At 34.8% G+C, this 20,044-nt stretch carries 19 protein-coding genes and 1 tRNA gene; 8 read left to right on the top strand and 12 right to left on the bottom strand.

Annotated elements, in window-relative coordinates:
* The first annotated feature begins 24 nt into the window (after positions 1-24).
* A tRNA-Arg gene (locus J0M08_11255) sits at positions 25-98 on the top strand.
* 125 nt (positions 99-223) lie between these two features.
* Here the strand turns inward: J0M08_11255 and J0M08_11250 are convergent.
* Positions 224-1,693 carry a M20 family peptidase gene (locus tag J0M08_11250; protein MBN8703634.1) on the bottom strand — a complete coding sequence of 490 codons (1,470 nt, stop codon included), beginning with the start codon at positions 1,691-1,693 and terminating at the stop codon, positions 224-226.
* A gap of 85 nt (positions 1,694-1,778) precedes the next feature.
* Between J0M08_11250 and J0M08_11245 the strand changes: the two genes are divergently transcribed.
* Positions 1,779-2,630 carry a hypothetical protein gene (locus J0M08_11245; protein MBN8703633.1) on the top strand — a complete coding sequence of 284 codons (852 nt, stop codon included), beginning with the start codon at positions 1,779-1,781 and terminating at the stop codon, positions 2,628-2,630.
* Positions 2,631-2,856: 226 nt separating this feature from the next.
* Positions 2,857-4,482 (top strand): CTP synthase, encoded by a 1,626-nt coding sequence (locus J0M08_11240; protein ID MBN8703632.1) that lies wholly within the window; start codon positions 2,857-2,859, stop codon positions 4,480-4,482.
* Positions 4,483-4,515: 33 nt separating this feature from the next.
* Here the strand turns inward: J0M08_11240 and murQ are convergent, their stop codons facing one another.
* The 3 genes from murQ to J0M08_11225 all read right to left on the bottom strand — a co-directional run bounded on the left by murQ (position 4,516) and on the right by J0M08_11225 (position 8,493).
* Positions 4,516-5,328: an N-acetylmuramic acid 6-phosphate etherase gene (gene murQ, locus J0M08_11235; GenBank protein ID MBN8703631.1), complete on the bottom strand. Its 813-nt coding sequence runs from the start codon at positions 5,326-5,328 to the stop codon at positions 4,516-4,518.
* 8 nt (positions 5,329-5,336) lie between these two features.
* A complete protein-coding gene (locus tag J0M08_11230; GenBank protein MBN8703630.1) occupies positions 5,337-7,757 on the bottom strand; it encodes a transketolase in 2,421 nt (806 codons plus the stop codon).
* Positions 7,758-7,911: 154 nt separating this feature from the next.
* Positions 7,912-8,493 carry a tRNA-(ms[2]io[6]A)-hydroxylase gene (locus J0M08_11225; GenBank protein ID MBN8703629.1) on the bottom strand — a complete coding sequence of 194 codons (582 nt, stop codon included), beginning with the start codon at positions 8,491-8,493 and terminating at the stop codon, positions 7,912-7,914.
* Between J0M08_11225 and J0M08_11220 the strand changes: the two genes are divergently transcribed.
* The gene (locus J0M08_11220; protein ID MBN8703628.1) at positions 8,378-9,754 is read left to right on the top strand and encodes an NAD(P)/FAD-dependent oxidoreductase; all 1,377 of its coding nucleotides are present in this window, start codon (positions 8,378-8,380) and stop codon (positions 9,752-9,754) included. The genes J0M08_11225 and J0M08_11220 overlap by 116 nt on opposite strands.
* Positions 9,755-9,757: 3 nt before the next feature.
* Here the strand turns inward: J0M08_11220 and J0M08_11215 are convergent, their stop codons facing one another.
* Both J0M08_11215 and J0M08_11210 read right to left on the bottom strand, forming a co-directional pair.
* On the bottom strand, positions 9,758-10,711 hold the full coding sequence (locus J0M08_11215) for a phosphoribosylaminoimidazolesuccinocarboxamide synthase (GenBank protein ID MBN8703627.1): 954 nt from the start codon (positions 10,709-10,711) through the stop codon (positions 9,758-9,760).
* A gap of 12 nt (positions 10,712-10,723) precedes the next feature.
* Positions 10,724-11,671: a PhoH family protein gene (locus tag J0M08_11210; protein ID MBN8703626.1), complete on the bottom strand. Its 948-nt coding sequence runs from the start codon at positions 11,669-11,671 to the stop codon at positions 10,724-10,726.
* 148 nt (positions 11,672-11,819) lie between these two features.
* On the opposite strand from J0M08_11210, the gene J0M08_11205 reads away from it, so the two are divergent.
* From J0M08_11205 to J0M08_11195, 3 genes are read left to right on the top strand one after another with little or no spacing between them, the layout of a single operon-like run.
* Entirely contained in the window at positions 11,820-12,587 is a 768-nt protein-coding gene (locus tag J0M08_11205) for an SAM-dependent chlorinase/fluorinase (protein MBN8703625.1), read from the top strand.
* Entirely contained in the window at positions 12,584-12,877 is a 294-nt protein-coding gene (locus J0M08_11200) for an antibiotic biosynthesis monooxygenase (protein MBN8703624.1), read from the top strand. Before J0M08_11205 ends, J0M08_11200 begins: the two co-directional genes overlap by 4 nt.
* Positions 12,877-13,137: a DUF167 domain-containing protein gene (locus J0M08_11195; GenBank protein ID MBN8703623.1), complete on the top strand. Its 261-nt coding sequence runs from the start codon at positions 12,877-12,879 to the stop codon at positions 13,135-13,137. Before J0M08_11200 ends, J0M08_11195 begins: the two co-directional genes overlap by 1 nt.
* 75 nt (positions 13,138-13,212) lie before the next feature.
* Here the strand turns inward: J0M08_11195 and J0M08_11190 are convergent, their stop codons facing one another.
* Positions 13,213-13,620 (bottom strand): hypothetical protein, encoded by a 408-nt coding sequence (locus J0M08_11190; protein ID MBN8703622.1) that lies wholly within the window; start codon positions 13,618-13,620, stop codon positions 13,213-13,215.
* 118 nt (positions 13,621-13,738) lie between these two features.
* Here J0M08_11190 and J0M08_11185 point away from each other — a divergent pair, with 118 nt between their 5' ends.
* Positions 13,739-16,000, top strand: a complete 2,262-nt coding sequence (locus J0M08_11185) for an MMPL family transporter (GenBank protein ID MBN8703621.1) — start codon at positions 13,739-13,741, stop codon at positions 15,998-16,000.
* On the opposite strand, the gene J0M08_11180 is transcribed toward J0M08_11185, so the two are convergent.
* From J0M08_11180 to J0M08_11160, 5 genes are all read right to left on the bottom strand, one after another.
* Positions 16,001-16,798: a hypothetical protein gene (locus J0M08_11180; GenBank protein ID MBN8703620.1), complete on the bottom strand. Its 798-nt coding sequence runs from the start codon at positions 16,796-16,798 to the stop codon at positions 16,001-16,003.
* A gap of 101 nt (positions 16,799-16,899) precedes the next feature.
* Entirely contained in the window at positions 16,900-17,844 is a 945-nt protein-coding gene (gene trxB / locus J0M08_11175) for a thioredoxin-disulfide reductase (protein ID MBN8703619.1), read from the bottom strand.
* A gap of 32 nt (positions 17,845-17,876) precedes the next feature.
* Positions 17,877-18,773, bottom strand: coding sequence for a DUF4249 domain-containing protein (locus J0M08_11170; GenBank protein MBN8703618.1), 897 nt, complete (start codon positions 18,771-18,773; stop codon positions 17,877-17,879).
* Positions 18,774-18,816: 43 nt separating this feature from the next.
* Entirely contained in the window at positions 18,817-19,641 is an 825-nt protein-coding gene (locus J0M08_11165) for a DUF4249 domain-containing protein (protein MBN8703617.1), read from the bottom strand.
* Positions 19,641-20,044, bottom strand: a 404-nt coding sequence (locus J0M08_11160) for a TonB-dependent receptor (GenBank protein ID MBN8703616.1), incomplete at its 5' end; no start/stop codon positions are given. The genes J0M08_11165 and J0M08_11160, both read right to left, overlap by 1 nt.

Raw genomic sequence — 20,044 nt, 5'->3', positions numbered from 1 at the left:
CTCGGTTCTATAAAATACTAAAATGGACTCGTAGCTTAACTGGATAGAGCATCTGACTACGAATCAGAAGGTTGGGGGTTCGACTCCCTTCGGGTCCACTTATCTTTTCAACTATGCTTTTTGCCTTATTAATGGTAATTGTTGCCGGATTTTTACTATTTGCAACAATTTTTGTTTTTGTAAAAATAGTAGAAGGCGTTAAATCGAAAATCAAGAAAAACGATTAATTTACTTCCATTACATTAGAATTTTTTATCAATTGTTGGTAGAATAGAATACATTTTTGGTAATTATCAATTGATATTCGTTCGTTTTCTCCATGTATTTGTTTTAGCTCTTCTCCAGTTGTTACCAATGGTAAAAATCTATAAATATTTTCGGCAACATTCAAATAATGTTTAGAATCGCTTGCTGCAATAAACAGCGATGGTGCTACTAATGTACTATCAAATGTTTGTGAAATGCTTTGCGCGATAATTTTAAACGATGGCGAGTCTGCTGTTGATGAAGGCATTGGTTCGTTCTGTTGACCTTTAATAGTAATTGAAACAGATTCATCTCCAATTATTCTTTTTGTTCTATTTACAACTTCCGATATTGTTTCTCCGGGTAAAACTCTAAAATTAATAGTGGCTTTAGCTTCTGCCGGCAAAATATTGTCTTTTGTTCCTGCATCAAAAATTGTTGCAGCCATAGTTGTTCGCACCAACGAGTTCCCCGAATTTGTTTTTTCAAATATTCCGATCACGATATTTTTTAGTAGCCACGTGTTTGCAAACACCATTCGCTGTATAAAAGGCATTTCAGGGCCAACATATTCAAAAAATTCCTCAACCGGTTTGCAAATTTTTGCGGGAGCTTGATTTTTTTCGAGTTTAGCTATTGCTTCAGATAGTGTGCCTATTGCTGTTTTTTTACCCGGCATGGATGAATGTCCACCATCAATATGGGCAGATAATTCAAGCGATACATATCCTTTTTCTGAAGTGCCTATCAATGCTACTTTTTTAGAAATACCTGGGACTAGATTTTTTGTAACCAGTAATCCCTCGTCTAATACGTATTCCGCTTTTATGCCTTGTTTTTCTAAGTGTTCGGCAATTTTTTTTGCGCCATTTAATCCTCCAATTTCTTCATCGTGTCCAAAGCCAATGTATATAGTTCTTTCGGGCGAATAGTTTTCTTTTAGTAATGAATTAACAGCTTCTAAAATACTGATAACAGATATTTTATCGTCTCGCGTGCCACGCCCCCAAATGTATCCATCTTTAACAATGCCGCTAAACGGATCTTCTTTCCATTTATTGTCGCTTGTATTGGTTGCAGGTACAACATCCATGTGCGCAATAAGTATAATTGGTTTTATGTTGTTATTTTTCCCTTTCCAAGTATATAACAAGCTGGAGTTTATTTTTTGGGGCAATAAAATTGAATCGACCAATGGATATCTCTCAGACAAAAATTTTGTAAACAATGTAAATTGATTTTTATCAATGAGCGATGTATCATCAAACGAGACCGTTTGATAATTAATAGCATCGCATAAATTTTTAATGCTGGCAGTATCCATTTTAAACGAAATAGGAGCACTGATTGGTGGTTGTTTAGATTTGAAACGAAATGTTTGAACTAAAAGGACTATAATCAGCAGAAGTAATATTCCACCTAATAATTTCACTGTTTTTTTTATCATATCTAATTACTTAAATCTATTTACAAACAAAATTTGTTTGCATAAAGCACATTGTTAAATTTATTGAATAATTATGGAATATAAGATGAACCAACAACTATTAATTGCCGACAGCGGATCTACTAAAACAGATTGGTGTTTAGTGTCAAATGGTTCAAAGGAGTTTTTTTCTACAATAGGCTTTAGCCCTTACTTTCAAAGCAGCAATGATATTTCTAAAGAGCTTTCAGAAAATTTATTACCTAAAATTCGTAATCAACTACAACCTAATTGCAAACTCTTTTTTTACGGAACCGGCTGCTCGAGCGAAGACAAAATAAAAATTGTGTATAACGCGCTGCGTAGTGTGTTTCCGGATGCCGATATAACAATCAACCACGATTTGTTGGCTGCAGCCAGAGCCTTGTTAGGAAAGGAAAATGGAATTGCAGCCATATTAGGAACGGGTGCCAATACCTGTTTGTATGATGGTATGGAGATTATAGAAAATGTAACATCATTAGGTTTTATTTTGGGCGATGAGGGAAGTGGGGCGCATATTGGAAAGTCTATAGTAAAATCAATTATCTATAAAGAGTTAGATAAAGACGTGTTGGATGATTTTGCCAATGAATACAAATTAGATGTAGCTTCTATTTTAGATGCAGTATATAAAAAGCCTCTACCTAATAGATTTTTAGCTTCTTTTGCAAAGTTTGCTTTTAAACATAAAAGTAATTTAGGTGTAAAAAAAATACTATACTCATGTTTCGATGAGTTTTTTATAAATCACATATGCAAGTACGATGGCTACAAGAATTTGCCCTTCAATTGTGTAGGCTCTATTGCTATTAATTTTGCAGATGAAATAAGTTTTGTAGCCTCTAAATACGGTATAAAATTAGGAAAGACGCTACAGTCACCGATTTTGGGTTTGATTGAGTACCACAAAGAGTAGTTTGGTTGTAATTATGACTTCACAAAAAAATAAGGCAAAATACTAATGAATAAAATAACTTTTGCTGCAGTTACAGTTTTAGTTTTTTTCTGGCTTACAACTTATTCTCAAAATCAAGCAATTGAGTCTAGGGTGGATCAAAAAATAATTGAGCTCAAAAAAGAGTAAACCTTAAATATTTTGCATATATATTATACAAAAACAATCTGATTTTATAACTTTATATATGCAACACAATACCAAATACATTTTTGTTACAGGTGGCGTAACATCATCTTTAGGAAAGGGAATTATTTCTGCTTCTTTGGCTAAACTTCTTCAGGCAAGAGGCTTTACAACTACCATTCAAAAATTAGATCCATATATTAATATTGATCCTGGTACACTAAATCCTTATGAACATGGCGAATGTTATGTTACTGATGATGGTGCCGAAACAGACTTGGATTTGGGACATTACGAACGCTTTTTAAATGTACCTACGTCAAAAGCAAATAACGTAACTACGGGTCGCATATATCAAACTGTAATTGATAAAGAGAGAAGAGGTGATTATTTGGGAAAGACAGTGCAGGTAATTCCACATATAACTGATGAGATTAAAAATAGGATTAAAGTATTAGGTAAGACAGGAAAGTATCAATTCGTAATAACCGAAATTGGTGGAACAGTAGGCGACATTGAGTCTTTGCCATATATTGAGTCGGTTCGCCAATTAAAATGGGAACTTGGAAAAGATTGTTTAGTAATACACCTTACTTTATTACCTTATCTAGCTGCTGCCGGTGAATTAAAAACCAAACCGACACAACACTCTGTTAAAATGCTACTGGAATCAGGTGTTCAGCCCGATGTGTTGGTATGTAGAACAGAATGGCCTGTAACAAAGGAAGTGAAAAATAAGATTGCACTATTTTGTAACGTATCTCCAGATGCGGTAATTGAGGCTAGAGATGCTTCTACTATCTATGAAGTACCATTGCTAATGGAAAAAGAAAAATTGGATGCTGTTGTGCTTGAAAAATTAGGTGTTGAAGTAGGTGGTAGGTTAAATCTTGATAATTGGAGAGTATTTTTGGATAAGTTACATCATCCTAAAAGTGTAGTAAATATTGGTTTAATTGGAAAGTATGTTGAACTGAGAGATTCCTACAAGTCAATAGCAGAAGCATTTGTGCATGCTGGTGCTATAAATGATTGTAAAGTAAATATAGAGTGGATACATTCCGAAGATATAGAAGAAGAGAATGTAGCAAAGGAGTTGAAAGGATTGATGGGTATATTGGTAGCTCCTGGTTTTGGAAACAGAGGAATAGAAGGGAAGATAACGGCTATAAAGTATGCACGAGAAAACAACATTCCATTTTTTGGTATTTGCTTGGGAATGCAGTGTGCTGTTATTGAATTTGCTAGAAATGTTATTGGATTAAAAAATGCACATTCTACAGAAATGAATCCTTTAACACCACATCCCGTAATCGATTTATTGGAAACGCAGAAAAAGATTGTAAACAAAGGAGGAACCATGCGTTTAGGTTCTTATTCATGCGAAATAGCAGACGAAAATTCATTAGCATTTGATGTATATAAAACTAAAAATATACAAGAACGTCATCGTCACCGATATGAGTTTAATAATGAGTATTTAAGAGATTTTGAAAAATATGGTATGATTGCTTCAGGAATGAATCCGGATGCAGGTTTGGTAGAGATGGTTGAATTAAAGAATCATCCATGGTTTTTAGCCGTTCAGTTCCATCCCGAATATAAAAGCACAGTAGAAAATCCACACCCATTGTTTACTAACTTTGTTAAAACTGTAATTAAGCTAAATAAGCTGCAAAAAGCTTAGCTGTTTGTTTCGGGTTGTGAAATAAATAAAGTACTACTTAATTGCACTAATCGCCTTTCTTACACTACCATGCTTTAAAAGTAGTTGTTCGGCTTGTTTATAGGGTATTCCAAGAGATTTCATTACCAGATTGGTTCCTCTGTCAACTAATTTGTTGTTGCTTAATTGCATGTCTACCATTTTATTTCCTTTTACCCTTCCCAATTTTATCATAGCAGCAGACGAAATCATATTTAGCACTAATTTTTGAGCAGTACCTGCTTTCATTCTGGTGCTGCCTGTTACAAATTCAGGCCCCACAACTACTTCTATAGGATACATTGCAATTTTGCCAAGTGGGCTATTGGAGTTGCAGGTAATGCAGGCTGTTGTAATTTTTTGTTTGTTGCATTCTTCTATTGCTCCAATTACATAAGGGGTTGTGCCGGATGCGGTAATTCCAATAACTATGTCTTTTGTTGATATTTTATGTGCTTTTAAATCTTTCCACCCTTGTTTGGTATCGTCTTCTGCAAACTCAACAGCCTTGCGTATAGCAGCATCGCCTCCGGCAATTAGACCTATAACCATGCCATGAGGCACTCCATAAGTAGGTGGGCATTCCGAAGCATCTACAATTCCTAGTCTGCCGCTGGTTCCGGCTCCTAAATAAAATAATCGGCCACCTGATTTAAGCTTTTTTACTACTTGAGAAACTAGTTTTTCAATTGACGGAATTACCTTACTAATTGCCTTTGGAACATCGTGGTCTTCTTTGTTTATGTTTGCAAGCAATTCCTTAATATTCATTTTCTCCAAGTTGTTATACTTAGAGTCTGCTTCGGTTGTTCTTGTAAATTTTTTCATCTATACAATTAATACAACTTTGGAAATTGCTCCGGATTTGTTTCTTGTATCATTCCGTAAATAGCATCAAATATAGTGTCTGATGCAGGTTTTGAGAAGTAAGAACCATCTGATCCGTATGCAGGTCGGTGGTCTTTTGCTGATAATGTTTTAGGTTCGGCATCTAAGTATCTATAAGCGCTTTGTTCTTCCAACACTTTTTGCATCATATATGCACTTGCACCTCCGGACACATCTTCGTCTAAAAATAATACTCTATTGGTTTTCTTTATAGATTCTACAATTGTGCTTGTTATATCAAATGGCAATAAGGTTTGTACATCAATAACCTCAACTGAAATTCCAAATTCTTTTAATTGTTCAGCAGCTTCAACGGCTAAATAACAGGAATATCCGTAGGTAACAATAGTAACGTCTGTTCCATTACATAAAATTTCTGGCATGCCAAGCTGTACTTTATACTGTCCGTGGTTAAGGGGAAGTGGCTCTTTCATGCGGTAACACATAAGTGGTTCAATTACAATTGCAGGTTCGTCAGCATCCAAAAGTGTGTTGTAGAAGCCCGCTGCTTGTGTCATATTACGTGGCGTACAAACATGAATTCCTCTAATTGAATTTATAATCATTCCCATTGGAGAGCCAGAGTGCCAAACACCCTCAAATCGATGTCCCCTGGTTCTGATAATAACCGGAGCTTTTTGTCCACCTTTGGTGCGGTATTGCACTGTAGCCAAATCATCGCTCATGATTTGAATTGCGTACAATAAGTAATCTAAATACTGAATTTCTGCAATTGGACGCAATCCTCTTAAGGCCATACCAATTGCTTGTCCAATGATAGTTGCTTCTCTAATACCTGTATCAAAAACACGGTGCTCTCCGTATTTTTTTTGTAATCCTTCTAATCCTTGGTTTACACCGCCAATTTTACCAGCATCTTCGCCAAATATCAATACTTCCGGGTGTTTTGCTAGAATTGCATCAAAGTTATCTCTTAATATTTCTCTTCCATCTACCACCTTGTTTTCGCTTGAATACTCTACCGATACCGGTTTGCTATTAGAAATAGCTAGTTCTGATTGACTGAATAGATAAGAGTTGTAGCGGTCGTAATTAGAAATGGTAGAAATATTTAACCAATTGCTTAGTTGTTGTTTTGCTGTATTGTTTTCGAATCGAGTAACTCTTAGCGCCTTTTTTGCTGCTACTACACAATCTTTTCTTATAGCATCTGGTGTTTCTAATAGCGTAGATTTAATTTTGTGTAGTTCTTCGGAGTATTTGCTTTCTGCGGCAACGTGTTCAATTATGTCGGCAATTTCCTTTACTTCCTGTTTTATGGGAGTAATAAAATCTGTCCATGCTAAATTTTTTTGTTCACGAACAAATTGCTTGCTGTCATTCTCTATTTTATCAAGTTCTTCGGCACTTGCAATGGCTGAGGAGATAATCCACTCTCGCATTTTATAAATAGGGTCGAAGTCTTGTTCCCACTGCAACCTTTCTTTCGATTTGTATCTCTCGTGAGAGCCAGATGTGCTGTGCCCTTGCGGTTGTGTCATTTCATCAACATGTACCAACACAGGAACGTGTTGTTCTCTGGCAATTTTTGCGGCTTTCTCGTATGTTTCGCATAAGTGCGCATAATCCCACCCTTTAGTTACCAAAATTTCGTATCCTGTTTGAGTTGCATTTCTTTGAAACCCTTTTAGCGCTTCTGAAATACTTTCTTTTATGGTTTGGTACTTTTTGGGAACAGATATTCCATGACCATCATCCCAAACAGACATTACCATGGGCACTTGCATTACGCCCGCAGCATTTAAGGTTTCCCAAAAAAGTCCTTCGGAGGTGCTAGCATCTCCTATGGTTCCAAAAGCTACTTCATTTCCTTTGTTCGAAAATTTTAAAAAATCTCCTTGTTGTAGTTCAGGATTTTCTTTATAAACCTTCGAAGCCATTGCCAATCCTAATAGTCGTGGCATTTGACCTCCGGTTGGAGAAATATCGGACGATGAGTTTTTTATTTTTGTTAAATCTTTCCAAGTTCCATCGGGGTTTAAGCTACGTGTAGCAAAATGGCCGTTCATTTGTCTTCCAGCCGATGATGGTTCCAAATCTACATCAGCATTGGCATACAAGCCGGCAAACCATTCTTTTATAGTTAGGTTTTCTGTGGCAAACATAAATGTTTGGTCGCGATAATAACCCGATCTAAAATCTCCCTCTTTAAAAACTTTTGCCATGGCAATTTGTGCCACTTCTTTTCCATCGCCAAAAATTCCAAACTTGGCTTTTCCGGTCAAAACTTCTTTTCTACCAAGAAGCGATGCTTCGCGACTTTCATTTGCAATTCTATAGTCGTTTAAAACTATTTGTTTAAAATCCTCAAAAGTTAATGATTCTTTTTTTTGGGCTTTAGATGCCATAAAATCTGTTTTTTTTAGAAATACAATATACTAAAAAGACATAAAAAGCCCATAGAAATTGGCAGTTGGAGACTTTTTACTTTTGAAGAGTTTTCAACATGTTTTTAACCTTAAATTGACGGGGTGCGCCTTACAATTGTCTATTTAGAGAAGATTATCCGTGAATGGTTTCCTTTTTTCCATATTTTGCTATAACAGTAGCCTCGTATTCAAGGTATTCTTTCCAGCGTTTATCTACATCAACACCCTGTCCATATTTGCGGGCAAAACCAATAAAAGTAGTGTAGTGTGTGGCTTCGCTTATCATAAGTTCACGGTAAAATTCGGCTAAGTTCTTGTCTTTTATATTTTCTGAAAGTACTCTAAAACGCTCACAACTTCGAGCTTCTATCAACGCAGAAAATAGTAATCTATCTACAAGTACAATATGGCGTGCAAATCCGGTCCGAATAAATTTATATAAATCATTTACATACTCGTCTTTTCGCTCAGGTCCTAGCACATTGTTGCGTTGTTTTATTTTTTCGTGCACCATTTCAAAGTGCGCTAATTCTTCTTTTGCAATTTCAAGCAAAGCGTCAACCATATCAGTATGTTCCGGATATTTTACAATAATTGATATGGCATTTGATACTGCTTTTTGCTCGCACCAAGCATGGTCGGTTAGTATTTCATCTATATTTTGTTCTACAATATTAACCCATCTTGGGTCGGTGGGTAGTTTTAATCCTAACATAATTTGTATTTTTAACAAAACAAAAGTACAAATACAATTGAATAAAGTTGCAGTAATAGGAGGTGGAGCCGCAGGTTTTTTTGCAGCTATTAATATAAAAATGTTTAATCCAAACTGCGAGGTAGTTTTGTTTGAAAAAACGAATAAGTTGCTTACAAAAGTTTTGGTGTCGGGAGGGGGGAGATGCAATGTAACAAACGCATGTTACGAAAATGCTGTGCTTGTAAAAAATTACCCTCGTGGAGAGAAAGAGTTAAGAAGCGTTTTTAGTAGGTTTAGTACAGAAGATATTGTGAGTTGGTTTAGAAATTATGATATAGAATTGAAAACAGAGCCCGATGGAAGAATGTTCCCTGTATCTAACAATTCTGCCACGATTGCAAATTGTTTTTTAAAAGAGGCTCAGCAACTAGGAATAAAAATAAATTTAGGTTCTGAGTTAATTTCGATTACTAAGACAGATTCTGCTGCCTACGTTCTTGAATTTAAAAACGGAACAATTTTTAATGCAGACAAACTATTGATTACAACCGGAGGGAGTGCCAAAGAGGAATCGTATTCGTTTATAAAAAAACTGGGACATTCTATTGTTTCGCCCATCCCATCCTTGTTTACATTTAATGTTCCTAATAATCCTATTTTAAAACTATTGGGTATAAGTGTACCACAAGCAATTGTGTCTATTAGAAACACAAAGTTGCAGTTGCAAGGTCCTTTGCTCATCACTCATTGGGGGCTTAGTGGCCCTGTAATACTTAAGCTGTCAGCATTTGGTGCTACGGAATTGCATAAAGTGAATTATAATTTTAGTGTGGAGGTAAATTGGGTAGGGGAGCAGAATAAAGCTTATTTTATGGAACAGTTGATTCAGCACAAAAAAAAGAACCATGTAAAGAATGTACTTAATTCTTCTATCGGTAATTTACCGTCTAGACTTTGGGAATTTTTTGTTGCTAAATCCGGAATACCCGAAAATGCCAAATGGGCCGATTTATCGAACGAAAAGTTGAATAGGTTATTTGTGTGCTTGGTTGCTGATGTTTATGAAGCAAAAGGTAAAACAACTTTTAAAGAGGAGTTTGTAACCTGTGGTGGTGTTAGTTTGAATGAGGTTGATTTAAAAAGAATGGAAAGTAAAATCAACCAAAATGTTTTTTTTGCTGGAGAGGTATTAAATATTGATGGTATTACCGGTGGATTTAATTTTCAAAATGCGTGGTCTACAGCCTGGATTGCGGCTAAAAGCATTACAGAAAAATAATGATTATTTTTTAAGTGTTTGTAAAGATGCAGCAATGTTTTTTTCTATTCGTTCAGATAAATTGTTGTTATTGTCTTTTGTAAATTTTTCTCCGGTAATTTTTTCATACAACTCAATGTATCTTTCCGAAATTTGATTTACCCAATCTTCGCTCATTTCCGGAATAGTTTGTCCTTCTTTTCCTTGAAAACCATTTGATATAAGCCACTGTCTTACAAATTCCTTAGACAATTGTTTTTGCGCTTCTCCGTTTTGTTGGCGTTCAGTATACCCTTCTTTATAAAAATATCGTGAGGAATCAGGAGTATGAATTTCATCTATCAAGTATATTGTATCATCAATTTTGCCAAATTCATATTTAGTATCAACGAGTATTAGTCCTTGCTTATCCGCTATCTCACATCCTCTTTTATAAATTGCATGTGTGTAGATTTCTAATTGTTCGTAATCGGCTTTTGTAACAACTCCTCTGGCTATAATATCTGCTTTTGAAATATCTTCGTCATGACCAACGGAAGCTTTGGTAGAAGGGGTAATAATTGGAGTTGGAAATTTATCGTTTTCTTTCATTCCATCGGGCATTTGTACTCCGCATAACATACGTTTTCCGGCACTGTATTCTCGCCAGGCATGCCCACTTAAGTAACCACGAATAACCATTTCTACTTTAAATGGTTGGCACATTCTTCCTATTGTAACCATCGGGTCAGGAACATCAATTATCCAATTTGGCAAAATATCTTCTGTTGCTTTCAAAAATTTGTGAGCAATTTGATTTAGCACCTGTCCCTTGTACGGAATACCTTTTGGTAGCACTACATCAAATGCAGAAATACGATCAGAAACAACCATTACTAAATATTTGTCGGCAATAGTATATACATCACGCACTTTACCTTTATAGTAGTTGGTTTGATTTGGGAATGTATAATTGGTTTGAGTTAAAGCACTTGCCATCATAAATTATTTTTAGTTGTTACTTTCTTTTTCATAAATCTCAATAATTGATTTTACCAGTCGGTGTCTAATTACATCACTATTGTTAAGTAGCACAAAGTCAATGCCATCAACGTTTTTAAACAAACGCATGGCTTGGCTTAAGCCTGATTTTTGGTGTTTAGGTAAATCTACTTGTGTAACATCTCCTGTAATAACAAATTTAGCAGAAGAGCCCATTCTGGTCAAAAACATTTTCAACTGACCTTCAGTAGCATTTTGTGCCTCGTCCAATATTACAAAAGCATGATCGAGCGTTCTACCGCGCATAAAAGCTAGCGGTGCAATTTGAATTACTCGTGTTTCTAAATAATATGCTAGTTTGTCGGCCGGAATCATATCGTGCAAGGCATCGTACAATGGTTGCAAATAAGGGTCGAGCTTTTCTTTTAAATCTCCCGGCAAAAAACCTAAATTCTCTCCGGCTTCCACAGCTGGTCGTGTAAGAATAATTTTTCGAACTTGTTTGTTTTTTAACGCTTGCACAGCTAATGCAACAGCGGTATATGTTTTTCCTGTACCTGCAGGACCAATGGCAAAAACAATATCATTTTTGCGACAACTTTCTACCAACTTACGTTGATTTTTTGTTTTTGGTTTTATAATCAATCCTCCATTCCCAAACACAAGCACATCGTTTGAGTTTATAGGTGTTTCTGCTGTGTCATTTACACTTGATACTATTTCTTCTATATTCGTTTCCGTAAGCTTTCCGTAGCGATTAACATAATCGATAAGCATTGTTAGTTTACTTTCAAAAATGGCTATTTCTTGCTCATCTCCAATTAACTTAAGAGTTTCGCCACGGGCAATTATTTTCAGTTTTGGAAATTGTTTTTTTATCGCCTCTAATTGAGTATCGTTTACACCATAAATATCGATGGGGTTTACTGAATTAAGAATGATAGTTTTTTCGTTCAACTTATTGGTTGGTTTAGATTGTTGTACAGATAGATTTTACAGATTGTAAAAATAACATTTAAACTCTTTTGTTAGATGTAAGGAAATTAGTTTTTATTTTTGCATATTAACAGTATTATATAGCACGGAATTGAAACATAATCAACCTATAATTACACTTACTACAGATCTTGGCTTAAAGGATTATTATGTAGGAGCAATAAAAGGAGCTATTTTTTCGCAATTGCCAACTGCTTGTATTGTTGATATAACGCACGAACTGGAGCCTTTTGATATTATGCAGGCTTCTTACGTAATTAAAAATAGTTATCCTAATTTTCCGCAAGGTACCGTTCATATAATTGGAATTGATGCACATCCTGATATTAATTCGCCTTATACCGCAGTGCAGATAAACGGACAGTATTTTATTGGTGCGGACAATGGTATTTTTTCGTTGTTGTTTGATAAGGTTCCTGATATTGTAGTTGAGCTAAATCTTAAACAAGATGTAGATACATTAAACTTCCCAATTCGGGATATATTTGCGAAAGCTGCTTGCCATATTGCACGAGGTGGAACTTTAGAGGTTATTGGTACGTTGAAAAAAGAATTGAAGGAAAAAACTATTTTGAGACCAATTGCAAATCCTACAGCAATAAGAGGCTCAATTATATATATTGATTCTTATGGAAATGCCATTACCAACATAACAAAAGGCTTGTTTGCCGAAACAGGTAAAGGCAGAAAATATACCATCGACATCACTCGCTATAGTATTTCAAAAATAAGCGAAACGTATAACGATGTAGTAGAGGGGGAGATGGTAGCAATTTTTAATTCGGCTAATCATATTGAACTATCTATCAATAAAGGGAAAATTGCCAATTTGCTAAATTTGCATTTGGGAGATATAATTACCGTTAATTTCCAATGATTACAAGAATAGTGAAAATGACATTTATTCCTGAAAAGGTCGATTCCTTTTTAGAGGTTTTTAATGTATCAAAACATCTAATTAGAAATTTTGATGGCTGCAAAGGATTGAAACTACTTAACGATAAAAACTCTCCTTCCATATTTTTCACCTATAGTATTTGGGAAAACTCAGAAGCATTAGAGAATTATAGAAATTCTGAATTGTTTAAATCTACATGGGCTAAAACAAAAATTCTTTTTGCCGGTAAACCAGAAGCCTATTCTACCAACGCTATTTTTGAGGAATAATGATTCTTACCATAAAGGCAAAGCCCAATAGCAAAAAAAACAGTTTATACTTTGAAAACAATATGTTGGGATGCAAAATTGCATCTCCTCCAACCGATGGAAAGGCAAATAAGTGTTTGTTGGCTTATTTGTCTGATTTGTGGCATATTCCAAAGTCAAGAATTGTAATTCTAAAAGGAGAAAGCTCTGCTATAAAAAGATTAGAAATTGATGATGTGTATGGACCTATTATAACTCAGTGGATAGCTGAGAATAAATAATATTTTGATAAGTATGTAAAAAAGAAGAGGCGGTGTTAATTAACACCGCCTCTTCTTTTTTTAGATAATATATAATTAGTCTAACCAAACAATGTACTTGTCATTGTTTGCATATTTTAAGTAGTTATCTTTAATAAATACTGATGCCCAGAAATCAACCAACACGTTTACATAACCTACAACAGGGATACAGAAATACATAGCCCACATCCATTTTTGGTTTGTTCCCATGTAGTATCTGTGTAATGCAATACCACCGCAAAACCAAGCTCTTACTAAGAATCCAACTTGAGTTTTTCCGTCAGCAGTTGATGAAACTCCTGCATAGTCCATTGCTAAGTCAGAGATGTTTGCATCTGTGATTGATAATTCTTCAGAGTTATCGAACATGTTGTCGATAGCCTGGTTGTCTAATTTGTAATTGCTAGCTTTTACAACTGAAAGGCTCAGCAATAATGCGAAAATTGTTAGTAGTTTTTTCATATTTTTTGTTTTTTAGTTGTGCCAATATACACTTTTTAAAAATTTAAGCAAAAAAATAATTATTTAATTTCTATATAATTTTTCTCAATGCGACTTTCTAATACTTTTGTGGGGTAAAATGGATTTTCAGCATAAAAACGTAAAAATGTCTATTGTGGTAGTTGTAGCTATTATCACATGTGTTTTTGCATTTTATACAACAAGATTAAAGTTCGACTACAATTTTGAAAGTTTTTTCCCCTACGGAGACGATGAATTAGAATTCTATCTCAATTTTAGGCAAAAATTTGGCTATGACAATGAGTTTGGTATAGTTGGTATTGAAAGTAAGAAAGGTGTTTTTACTAAATCATTCTTGACTAAAGTAGCAACCCTTTCGGACTCTATTAAACGTATTCCAAATGTTGTTTCGCTAGTTTCTCCAACCAATCTTACAAAAAAGATAGTTGCACCAATTGGTTTTATCGAAATTCCTTATTTACACTATCAAGAACCTGAAAAATACCAAGAAGATTCTACCGATATTTTTACTTCGGAGGAGTTGGTTGGGACATTTTTTTCTAAAAAAACACCTTCTATATGTATTGTTTTTAAAACAAAAGAAGGTATTAGCAAGCAAGCATCCGACACTTTATTGTTTGCACTAGAGCGTATGTTGAAAGTATATGATTTCGATGATTATCATATTGCCGGGAAATTTAAAGCCCAATACGTTTATATAGAAAAAATAAGTAAAAATTTTATTCAATTTATGCTAGCCTCCGTAGTGCTGGTTATTATTTTTCTTATTATTTCATTTAGGCGCTTATGGGGAATTTGGATACCAATGTTGGTTATTTTCCTATCGATGATTTGGATTTTTGGGTTGATGGGATTAATGAACAAACCGCTCGATTTAATGATGGTGCTAATGCCTACCATGATGTTTATTGTGGGAATGTCAGATGTGGTTCATATTCTATCTAAATATTTAGAAGCATTGCGTGAAGGGAATAGTATATCTAATGCTATTTCTATCACACTTAAGGAAGTAGGTTTTCCAACATTTATAACACTTATTTCTACTAGTGTAGGTTTTTTGGCACTTTTATTTTCAACCATTAAGCCGGTAAAAGATTTTGGAATATACACCTCTATAGGAGTTTTAATAGCTTTTGTATTGGCTTTTTTACTTCTTCCTATTTTATTACCATTTATAAAGAATCCGATAGATAAAAACGAAAAAAACAATCAACTTTTTTGGAATAAACAATTGCATAAATTGCTTTTGTTTGTGCTTAAGCGAAGAAACGGAATTATTGCTACAACCTTGTTGTTATGTGCATTAAGCATATATAGTATTTCTACCATAGTGATTAATAATAATTTGCTGGAAGATTTAGTTGATAGCGATGAATTAATGATTGATATGAATTTTTTCGAGGAAAATTTTCAGGGAATAAGACCTGTTGAAATTGCTGTATTCGCAAAAGATTCTTCCAAAAATATACTTTCATTTGAGGCAATTAACGAGTTAGATAAACTAGAGCACTATTTAAGAAGTTCTTCTTATGGTGCAGGATTTATAATTTCCCCCACTTCAATTATTAAGCAAGCCAATAAAGCAATAAATGGTGGAGGAAACGAGTTTTATAAAATCCCCACCGATACTGCGGAATTTAACCAGTGTGTAACATTGGTTAAAAAAATTATAAAGCGACCCGAATTTAAAACGATACTTACTAAGAATTTCTTAGAAGGCCGATTAACCGGAAAGATAAATGACTTGGGGAGTAGGGTAATTAATCAAAAAAATGATAGTTTAAATTTGTTTTTCGATTCACATATCAACAAAAATATTCTTGGATATCGAATTACAGGCACTGCTCATTTAATTGATGTAAATAATCAATACTTAGCCATAAATATGCTACAAGGAATATTCATGTCTATTCTAGTTGTATCTGTAATTATTGCATTGGTGCACAAATCATTCAAAATTGTTATAATTTCTATTATTCCGAATGTTGTGCCAATGATTTTGGTAGGAGGTTTGATGGGATTAGCAGGTATTGAATTAAAAGTATCTACTTCAATTATTTTTTCCATTGCCTTTAGTATTGCAACTGACGATACAATTCATTTTTTGGGAAGATTAAAGTTGGAATTAATGAAAGGGAAAAGTATGTTGTATGCAATAAAACGTACATATATTTCTACCGGTAAAGCGGTGGTTGTAACATCTTTGATACTTAGCGGAGGGTTTCTTTCGCTCATCATGTCCGACTTTCAGAGTACCTTCTACTTTGGATTATTGGTAAGTATTATTTTGTTTATTGCAGTAATAGTCGATTTATTACTCTTACCTCCGCTGTTATTGTGGCTTATTAAACGGAAATAATTATTTTATTTTTCTATTTAACTCTCCTGCAACATATTCTTCTTCACTAGTAATCTTCCCGTTTTCATCAAATGTTTTCCATTTACCATCTTTTACATAATCTAAGGAGTTTTCGTTGTAAACCATTTCCCCTTCTTCCTTTAACACACCGTTTTCATGGTATTCTTTTTTTGCATAACGCTTTTTCTTCTTATCTAGCAATTCAAAGGTAGATTCCGGTTTTCCGTCCATAAAAAATGATTTTCGTTGAATTACTTGATCTAAATCTTTTGCCAATTCTTCATAATATTCTAATTGTCCGTTTGGGTAATAATCTTCTTCTTTTTGGGCAACACCTTCTACAAACTCGCTTTTAGAACGAAGTTTGCCATCTTGGTAATATACCTCCATGCTAGATTTTTTAAAATCAACAACTCTAAAATTTCGTTCCATCTGGCCATTGTCAAAATAGTTTTTGAAAATTTTTAGCTGACCATCTACATAATATCCTCGGTGTAAGGTTTTCCCACTTTCGTAATAATCTTCAATCCAGCCTTGTCCTGCATATCCACGTTTGTCATTTCTAATGGTATCGCTGTTAAAGCCCATGATAAGTTTGTCGTATATATTAATTCCGTAAGTAGAATCATACACCTCAATTAATTTATATTTTTTATCACTAGGAAATTGTCCTGCAAATTTCTGAGAAAAATAGATTTTGGGAATTAGAAAAATGACAAAAAAAGCATGGTAAATAACGCCTCTAGTACCAACATGTATGTGGAAAATAGGTAATTGAATTTTAGCGTTAAATAACATTCTTTTATTCTGTATTAAAGCTTTAGTTTATATAAAAACACTAAAAGCTACCTAATATATATACTAGGTAGCTTTTAAGCAAATAAATTTAGTATATCAGTTTAGTGAATTCCTTTTGCTGCCAAGTAACGTTCTGCATCTAGGGCTGCCATACATCCGCTTCCGGCTGCTGTAACTGCTTGTCGGTAAACTTTATCTTGCACATCGCCAGAGGCAAAAACACCTTCAATATTAGTTTTGCTGGTTCCGGGTATTGTTTTTATATAGCCGCTTTCGTCCATTTGAAGCCAGTTTTTAAATATTTGAGAGTTAGGTGTATGTCCAATAGCAACAAAGAAACCTGTTACATTTAATTTTTTAGTTTCTCCGGTTTTTTGATTTTTTGTTAGTACACCATCCACCGTTTTTTCGCCCAGTATTTCTAGCGTTTCGGTATCAAATAGCACTTCAATGTTAGGAGTATTAAGTACTCGGTGTTGCATTGCTTTTGAGGCACGCATTTCGCTTTTGCGAACCAACATATATACTTTGTTGCAAAGTTTAGCCAAGTAAGATGCTTCTTCAGCTGCGGTATCTCCTGCACCTACAATTGCTACATCTTGCCCTTTAAAGAAAAATCCATCACACACAGCACACGCAGAAACCCCAAACCCATTTAACTTTTGTTCGGATTCTAACCCAAGCCACTTAGCCGATGCGCCTGTTGAAATAATAACAGTATCGGCCAAAATAGTTGTTTTCTCATCTATCACAACTTTGTGCACAGGTCCGGTAAAATCTACCGATGTGGCAATACCCCAACGTATGTCCGTTCCAAAACGTTCGGCTTGCGCTTTAAAATCTTCCATCATTTGCGGTCCGTGAGTTCCTTTAGGGTATCCCGGATAGTTTTCAACTTCGGTGGTTATGGTTAATTGTCCGCCAGGTTGTAACCCTTGGTACATAACGGGTTTTAGGTCGGCACGAGCTGCATATATTGCAGCAGTATAACCTGCAGGTCCCGATCCTATAATTAAACATCTAACGTGTTCTAGTTGCTCGCTCATATAAATTTTTTTAGTGTATAAATTTAACAAAATTATTGGGCTACAAGTGTATCGTAAGTAGCACTTAGTCCGCCCCATACTCCTAAACCATTATTATCAATATTTGTTTTAACTGGCATTGGTTGTGCAAAAGGATTGCCATTATTTGCTACATCGGTTTCAAATGTTCTGTAAAATTGATAAGTATCTTTATCTATACTGCAATATTTTACTACAACAGAATCTCCTACCTTAAAATAGCCTCTTTCGTCATTCTTATCGTCTTCGGCTTGCGAGTTAAATTCCGAACCTCTGTTGTAGCCGAACTTAAAGGTCTTTCCATCAAAAAAGTCATCGTTAAATACAGAGCCGTAAGGAGCAATAAACTTTCTGTCTTTGCCCAGCCGTTTTGCGAACCACCGGTAAGTGTTTCCTTTGCCGGGAGGGTCGCTTAGGTATGCATAAATAAACCCAAGGTCATCGTTTGGTGGATCTAACTCAAACCAGAGGCTATCTAACTCTACAGGCTGAGGAATTATGGTAGATGCATTAAATGTTTTTCCATCTGCAATAACAGTAAGTGTATATGTTTGTCCAATTTGTCCAACAAGGCTATTTGTAGTATATATAATTGGAGGAAAAAAATTAAAATCGAGTGTTGGTTTTAGGGTATCAATTTGTGCATTGTTCTTAACAAGTACCACTCCGTTTAGAATCATTGTATTTGCAATGGCTACAGAGTCAACAGCAGAAAAGTACCCCGATGTTCTAGACAAGATTACGTATGGATTCTTTCCAGCTTCAATTTGACCTTCAATAACCACTTTAGTTTCATTGGTAGGAATATCCACCGTAATGTCCTTTTCGCAAGCAGTAAATAAAAATAGGGTAATTAAAAGAATGCAAAAAATAGAAATAAAAAAGTAAAAACTATTTGTTTTAGTATTCATTTCCTAAAGCAGATTTTATGTAATGTTAACATTTTTAAGCTACTTATTCATTTTTAATAGAGGCGTAACTGGCTCCATATCCGCACCAAATGCCTAAACCTCCATTTATGTTTCCTTTTATCGTAATAGGATTGGCAAAAGGGTTCCCTCTGTTGCGCGCATCAATTTCAAAATTATTTATAAAATCATGCGCTGCTTTATCAATTACGCAAATCTTGATATAGCTTGAGTCGCCTAGGTCTTCAAAAAAATCTCCAAATTCAAATTCTTGTCCGTTAAAGGAATCGTCTTTGTAAACAGAAGTTGGAGGCGAATCGTATAATGCGAATTCGGTTTCCTTGTGTAACATACGGTAGTATTGCTTGGTAGTTGGGTCAAGTATTTTTGTCCAAACAGTTCCTTTATTTGTAGTTGAATTTTTTTGAAAGCGAATATTTATTATCGGAACTGGTTGTTGTATGGTAGTTGTTGCAGTAACATTTTTCCCTCCAGAAGAAACTGATAATTGGTATGTTTTCCCAATTTCTCCAAGAATGTGTGATACATAAAATCCAGGTGCAAATGGCAGAAATTCAAATAATGTATCGGTTACAATACCATCATTTATGGTAATGATGGCATTGCTAACTGCATAGTCTTCTACACCTACATTTGTAAATGTTGCAAAATAGGGAGTGTTTTTAGTAAGGAAAACAGTTGCCGGCATATCATTTTCAATGAATCCTTCTACCATTAATTTTTCTTCTACATCGGGCAGTTTAACGGAAATATCTTTTTCGCAGGAGCTGAATACAAAAAAAAGAATAACAAAACAGAATGAAAGAATTGCTTTTGTAGTTGATTGGATATGTTGTAAATGCAATTCCATTAAAATTTAAAATTCCAGGTTACAGATGGTAAAACAGGAAACAGCGAAACTTGTTTTGCTTGAATTTTTAAGGTGCCATTGGCAATATCTCCTTCATTGGCAAAATAAATAAAATACGGGTTGTATCGATTGTAAACATTGAAAACCGAAAAGTTCCAGCTGCTCTCTAATCGTTTTGTTTTCTTTACAGTATATGTAGCAGAAATATCCATTCTGTGGTACGGTGCCATCCTGTATGAATTTCGTTCTCCGTATTCGCTTACAAGTCGTCCTTCAAAAACATATCTTGCAACGGGCAGTGTAATTGCGTTTCCGGTTGCATAAACAAATATGGTAGAGAATGTCCATTTGCTGCTCAAGTCGTATGTTAATACCACAGATGCATCATGTCTTCTATCGTATC

This window comes from Bacteroidota bacterium, assembly GCA_017303975.1.
GTDB lineage: Bacteria > Bacteroidota > Bacteroidia > JAFLBG01 > JAFLBG01 > JAFLBG01.
This window is presented reverse-complemented; position numbering and strand designations above follow the sequence as displayed.

What these genes read in the sequence shown, in the direction of transcription:
- J0M08_11225 (MBN8703629.1), bottom strand. Translation starts at nt 8,493, where the DNA reads ATGTTAGGATTAAAACTACCCACCGACCCAAGATGGGTTAATATTGTA.
- J0M08_11185 (MBN8703621.1), top strand. Translation starts at nt 13,739, where the DNA reads ATGGATTTTCAGCATAAAAACGTAAAAATGTCTATTGTGGTAGTTGTA.
- J0M08_11180 (MBN8703620.1), bottom strand. Translation starts at nt 16,798, where the DNA reads ATGTTATTTAACGCTAAAATTCAATTACCTATTTTCCACATACATGTT.
- J0M08_11230 (MBN8703630.1), bottom strand. Translation starts at nt 7,757, where the DNA reads ATGGCATCTAAAGCCCAAAAAAAAGAATCATTAACTTTTGAGGATTTT.
- J0M08_11245 (MBN8703633.1), top strand. Translation starts at nt 1,779, where the DNA reads ATGAACCAACAACTATTAATTGCCGACAGCGGATCTACTAAAACAGAT.
- murQ (MBN8703631.1), bottom strand. Translation starts at nt 5,328, where the DNA reads ATGAAAAAATTTACAAGAACAACCGAAGCAGACTCTAAGTATAACAAC.
- trxB (MBN8703619.1), bottom strand. Translation starts at nt 17,844, where the DNA reads ATGAGCGAGCAACTAGAACACGTTAGATGTTTAATTATAGGATCGGGA.
- J0M08_11195 (MBN8703623.1), top strand. Translation starts at nt 12,877, where the DNA reads ATGATTCTTACCATAAAGGCAAAGCCCAATAGCAAAAAAAACAGTTTA.
- J0M08_11250 (MBN8703634.1), bottom strand. Translation starts at nt 1,693, where the DNA reads ATGATAAAAAAAACAGTGAAATTATTAGGTGGAATATTACTTCTGCTG.
- J0M08_11240 (MBN8703632.1), top strand. Translation starts at nt 2,857, where the DNA reads ATGCAACACAATACCAAATACATTTTTGTTACAGGTGGCGTAACATCA.
- J0M08_11170 (MBN8703618.1), bottom strand. Translation starts at nt 18,773, where the DNA reads ATGAATACTAAAACAAATAGTTTTTACTTTTTTATTTCTATTTTTTGC.
- J0M08_11200 (MBN8703624.1), top strand. Translation starts at nt 12,584, where the DNA reads ATGATTACAAGAATAGTGAAAATGACATTTATTCCTGAAAAGGTCGAT.
- J0M08_11220 (MBN8703628.1), top strand. Translation starts at nt 8,378, where the DNA reads ATGGCATTTGATACTGCTTTTTGCTCGCACCAAGCATGGTCGGTTAGT.
- J0M08_11215 (MBN8703627.1), bottom strand. Translation starts at nt 10,711, where the DNA reads ATGGCAAGTGCTTTAACTCAAACCAATTATACATTCCCAAATCAAACC.
- J0M08_11190 (MBN8703622.1), bottom strand. Translation starts at nt 13,620, where the DNA reads ATGAAAAAACTACTAACAATTTTCGCATTATTGCTGAGCCTTTCAGTT.
- J0M08_11165 (MBN8703617.1), bottom strand. Translation starts at nt 19,641, where the DNA reads ATGGAATTGCATTTACAACATATCCAATCAACTACAAAAGCAATTCTT.